General features: G+C 48.9%; 4 protein-coding genes and 1 pseudogene. All 5 read left to right on the forward strand.

Going from position 1 to position 4360, the window contains the following annotated elements; genetic code table 11:
* A partial coding sequence (locus tag L0156_03260; GenBank protein MCI0602007.1) for a DUF4331 domain-containing protein occupies window positions 1-495 on the forward strand: 495 nt, incomplete at its 5' end.
* A 57-nt stretch (window positions 496-552) separates the two neighbouring features.
* Window positions 553-759: a hypothetical protein gene (locus L0156_03265; GenBank protein MCI0602008.1), complete on the forward strand. Its 207-nt coding sequence runs from the start codon at window positions 553-555 to the stop codon at window positions 757-759.
* A gap of 8 nt (window positions 760-767) precedes the next feature.
* On the forward strand, window positions 768-959 hold the full coding sequence (locus L0156_03270) for a hypothetical protein (protein MCI0602009.1): 192 nt from the start codon (window positions 768-770) through the stop codon (window positions 957-959).
* A 123-nt stretch (window positions 960-1082) separates the two neighbouring features.
* Window positions 1083-3782, forward strand: coding sequence for a protein kinase (locus L0156_03275; GenBank protein ID MCI0602010.1), 2700 nt, complete (start codon window positions 1083-1085; stop codon window positions 3780-3782).
* A 204-nt stretch (window positions 3783-3986) separates the two neighbouring features.
* Window positions 3987-4155: pseudogene (locus tag L0156_03280) on the forward strand (nitroreductase family protein).
* Window positions 4156-4360 lie beyond the last annotated feature (205 nt).

The following is a 4360-nucleotide window of genomic DNA, read 5'->3' on the forward strand; positions in this document are numbered from 1 at the left end:
TCCCAAACCACTGTTCCAGCTCCGGAATATTGGAAGACATCGCCTCGAGTTGCCGAAGATCTTTTCCACAAACAGAGCATTGAATTCGCATCGCGTCACAATAATGCTCAGATTGATCGCATGGGCCGCCCTGCTATCAATACTGTTTTCATTCCGGCTAACCCGTTCGAACCGAACGAAGCTTCCCAGAAAAACGCCTTCAACGCTGGAAAACCGCGCCGCGATCAGCGTGATTTTCGCGGTGAAGTTGTTGATACGTTGCAGATCTTTTACGGGAACGATCCGGTTGTAAACATATTGGCTGGCATTCTTCTGCCTGATATTCTCACGGTTGATACTTCTTCCACATCAGGCTTCTTGAACGGACGCAAATTGGCAGATGATGTAATCGATATTGAGCTTGGTATCGTTACCAACTCCGCAGTCACCTCTGACTGCGTCGCGAACGATTCAACATTCTCCAATACTTTTCCGTATCTTCAAGCAGCTAACTGATCTTAAGGACATTTTTCTGGGGCGATTGAACGTCGCCCCAGAATCATGAGGTTTATCATGATCAAGTTTCTTCAACAGTTCGCTTTTGTGATGATTCCCCTGTTATTAGCGCAGGCCAATCTGTTTGCACTGAGCAAAACATCGGCCACCAATCCGATTGACTCATCGATTCGTTTAATGGAACAAAGGACTCAGTCAAAACGTAACGATTCCTTCGGCTACGCCGCTCTTGGCAAATTGTATTACCAAAAAGCCCGCCAGTAGTGTAGCCTGTGGAAATCGCGAAAAACGGTTGTGAGACGGCACCAGGGCTCATTTCCGTTGTGGCGGACCACAGCATCGAATATGATATTGCGCCTGACGGCAGGTTTCTTGCGATCAAGCCAGCAGAAGAGCAGCAGCCTGTCGAACTGCACATCATCCTAAGCTGGCTCGATCATGTGAAAAGCAAGCTGACTCAGTGAGTAAGCTTGATGCGCAGACGTGCCTATCAGACTCCCTTTCTATTCCGTTTTTTCTTTCGATCGGCATTGTTGGCAAAGTCGCTGTCCCGAACTTGATGGCGGCAGTACTATAATTAGTTTCTTATGGTTTCGAGCCTTCCTTCGGGCACATTTCTTGGCCCTTACGAGATTCTCTCTCAAATTGGGGCAGGAGGGATGGGTGAAGTGTATCGGGCGAAAGACACGCGCCTGGACCGGCTCGTGGCGATTAAGATTCTTCCTGTACATCTTTCAGCAAATTCAACTCTGAAACAACGATTTGAACGCGAAGCACGTACAGTTTCAAGCTTGAATCATCCCCACATTTGCACAGTTCATGATATCGGCCGGCAGAACGAGATTGATTACCTTGTGATGGAATTCATTGAAGGAGAAACGCTGCAGTCACGGTTAGTTAGAGGGCCACTGAGCACGTCCGAATTACTAAAGTATTCGATCCACATTGCGGATGCGCTAGACAAAGCACACCGGCATGGCGTCATACATCGCGATTTAAAACCCGGAAACATCATGCTCACGAAATCCGGTGCCAAACTTCTGGATTTCGGACTCGCGCGAAAAGAAGCTCCTCTGATCCGCCAAACCGGAGATTCCGCTCTTCCTACAGCCAGCCAGCCATTAACGGCGGAGGGCACAATCCTGGGAACCCTTGCATACATGGCGCCTGAACAGCTACAAGGAAAGGAAGCAGATGCACGCACAGACATCTTTGCTTTTGGCGCGCTACTTTACGAAATGGCCACCGGCAAACGCGCTTTCGAAGGGAACAGCCAGGTGAACTTGATTTCAGCAATTTTAAGAGATGAGCCTGCTGCGATCTCAACGATCCAGCATATGTCACCGCCTGCATTGTATCGTGTTGTGAGGACTTGTCTGGCAAAGGATCCGGAAGATCGATGGCAAACAGCGCATGATCTGCAGCTTGAACTAAAATGGATGGCGGATGCTGGCTCCCAGACTGGAGCTTTGGCGCCGGCGACTACTGATCGAAGAAACTGGAATGTCGCCGCATGGGTGACTGCGGGAATTTTCCTTATTGCAAGCCTGGTGTTTGCAATTGCGTATTTTCGAGTTTCGGATCAGGAAAAGCTTCCGGTTCGGTTTACGATTATGCGGACGGTGAGTACAGACGCTCACGAACAGACGGAAACATCCGACATGTTGGCGGTTTCTCCTGATGGACGCATGTTGGCTTTTATTGCTGCCGCCTCTGAAGGGAAAAACAGTTCAATCTGGATCCGCCATATGGATTCTGTCGCCCTTCATGAATTAGGCGGAACAGAAGGAGCCAGTTTTCCTTTCTGGTCTCCGGACAATCGTTCAATCGGTTTTTTCGCTGATCGAAAACTTAAAATAATCGACATATCGGGCGGAAGTCCTCAAGTATTGTCAGATGTAAGTATCGCCGGAGGTGGGAGCTGGAGTCCGAGTGGCGTGATTCTTTTTGCCCCCGACTTTGGAGCGGGCCTGTACAACATCCCTGTAACAGGGGGAGTTTCTAAGCCCATAACAACTCTAGATGTGCCACGCGGTGAGACCAGCCACCGCTTTCCCCACTTCTTGCCTGATGGCCGCCGTTTTTTGTATTACGTGTACTCCGGAAAGGCGGAAACCCAGGGTATTTTTCTTGGATCACTTGATTCTAAAGAACGGAATTTCCTTCTTACCGCCAGTGGGAAAGCTGAATATGCTGCCCCGGGTTACTTATTCTATGTTCAATCAGCTTCGCTGATTTGCCGGCGATTCGATTCAAAAAAGCTGGAACTCTCCGGAGAGCTTGTTCGCGTCGCTGAAAATGTTGGGCAGTATGCGTGGGCTGGTCCTACCGGTTATGCAAATTTTTCAGTTTCCCAAAATGGTGTCATTGCCTTCAGCCCGATCACGCTGATCAGCAGGCAACTCAAATGGTTTGACAGGAATGGAAAGGATCTTGGCGCAATTGGCCCTCCCGGGGCCTACTATGAGCCAGATCTGTCGCCGGATGGAAAACGAGTCGCGGTTTGGATTCAGGACTCTAAAATTGGAGCTGCAGATATTTATCTGATAGAAACCGCAAGAGGTGTCGTTTCCAGATTCACTTTCGATGACGCTGACGATAACGTTCCCACCTGGTCCCCGGACGGGACCAGGATTGTGTTTTCGTCTAACAAGGAGGGTCAAGAAGATTTGTATCAAAAGCTCGCCAGTGGAGCAGGTGAGAAGGAGCTATTATTCAAGTCGAATGTTGCAAAGTGGGTGGATGATTGGTCTCCGGACGGGCGATGGATCGTTTTTGAAAATACGGATCCGAAAACGAAGATGGATCTTTACCTCTTAGCTGCCACCGGGAACCAAAAACCGGTTCCCTTTTTGCAGACGCCGTTCAATGAAAGCCATGCGCAAATATCTCCGGACGGCAAGTGGATCGCTTATGTTTCAGATGAATCGGGAGAAGCGCAAGTGTATATTCAATCTTTTCCAACCCCTGGTAGCAAATGGCAGATCTCTACAGATGGAGGAGATATGCCTAACTGGCGGGGAGACAGTAAAGAGCTGTTCTACATTAGCCCGAAGTTCAAGCTTATGTCGGTGGAACTTGTAAGCGGCTCTACATTTGCCCCCAGCGTTCCTGTCGAACTCTTCGAAACGTTGGTTCCCTCCATATCCTTGATCAGTTATCGGAACCACTACGTTGTTCATCCTGATGGACAACGTTTCCTGATCAATCAAGTCGTGGAAAACCGGACTTCATCACCCATCACCGTCCTACTCAACTGGACTGCAGAGCGTGTCGATCAAAGATAATCTCGCAGCGGCATAGGAAATAACTGTCACAGGCAGATCGGAAAAACCGTTTGCGTCGGGATTTGAAGTTACAGTATTGTTCCCAAATTTGTAGGTTAAAGGCTTGGTCGTGTACACCCCCCCTCCTGGAAAAGCGCAAGCCGGCACGGAGCTTTCTGGGGGATGCTCATCGGTTCTGCTGCGGGATTATGGACGTATTTTGCGGTTACTGAGCCGAATATCAAAAAGCAAATTCGAGAGGCAGCCGAAATCGAAGAGAGAGAATTCTACCAGACACGGGCGCCACAAGAATGGTTTGGATGCATTGGCTCCCTTGGGAACCGACCAAAACAAACCCTTTCTCGAGAAGGCCCCCTGTCTGATTGTGGTTTTCGCCAAGTCCTATGGTGTGTTACCTGCGTTCACAGATACCAATTTTGATAAGCCAAACCGGACAATTCCCGAAAACTGGATTGAGTCAAATCGAAAATATAAACTCAAAAGACCTATTAACCTAGTGATCGAAGAGTCTTATGCCACCACAGAACACAACGATTAGATTTAGAATGTCCGCCTGGTTGAAGTGCTGTTCGCACGAA

The sequence above is a fragment of the bacterium genome, from assembly GCA_022616075.1.
In the GTDB taxonomy this organism is placed as follows: Bacteria; Acidobacteriota; HRBIN11; order JAKEFK01; family JAKEFK01; genus JAKEFK01.

Coding starts and splice junctions, on each gene's coding strand:
- L0156_03275 (MCI0602010.1), top strand. CDS start 1,083: ATGGTTTCGAGCCTTCCTTCGGGCACATTTCTTGGCCCTTACGAGATT.
- L0156_03265 (MCI0602008.1), top strand. CDS start 553: ATGATCAAGTTTCTTCAACAGTTCGCTTTTGTGATGATTCCCCTGTTA.